At 68.2% G+C, this 311-nt stretch carries 1 protein-coding gene; it reads right to left on the bottom strand.

The genetic code is table 11. The features are described 5' to 3' along the window. Positions 1-59: 59 nt before the first annotated feature. Positions 60-311, bottom strand: a 252-nt coding sequence (locus tag SB660_RS19655; RefSeq protein WP_410583939.1) for a formylglycine-generating enzyme family protein, incomplete at its 5' end; no start/stop codon positions are given.

Here is a 311-nt window from a genome sequence, read left to right as displayed (position 1 = left end):
GGTGAACCTCGCGTCCGCCTCGTGACTGCGTCGATAGACGGATGCCGGGAACCGGTTCCTCATCTGCTCACCTTGCGGAAGCCCGCGTTCCCCATCGAGGAGTCCGGCGTGTTGTGCGAGCGTGCGGAGTTCCGGTACCGGTTGCAGTACGAATCGTGGCACAGGTAGCTCCCTCCGCGCAGGACGCGCTCGGTGCCGTGCGCGGGGCCGGTCGGCGACGTCGCGGCATCCGCGTAGGCGCTCGCCGAGTACCAGTCCCGGCACCACTCCCAGACGTTCCCGACCGTCTGGTGCAATCCGTAGCCGTTGGG

Source organism: Bacillus sp. SIMBA_005, from assembly GCF_046535585.1.
GTDB classification, from domain to species: Bacteria; Bacillota; Bacilli; order Bacillales; family Bacillaceae; genus Bacillus; species Bacillus pumilus.
The sequence above is the reverse complement of the archived record's forward strand: the minus strand, read 5'-3'. Positions and strand labels throughout refer to the sequence as shown.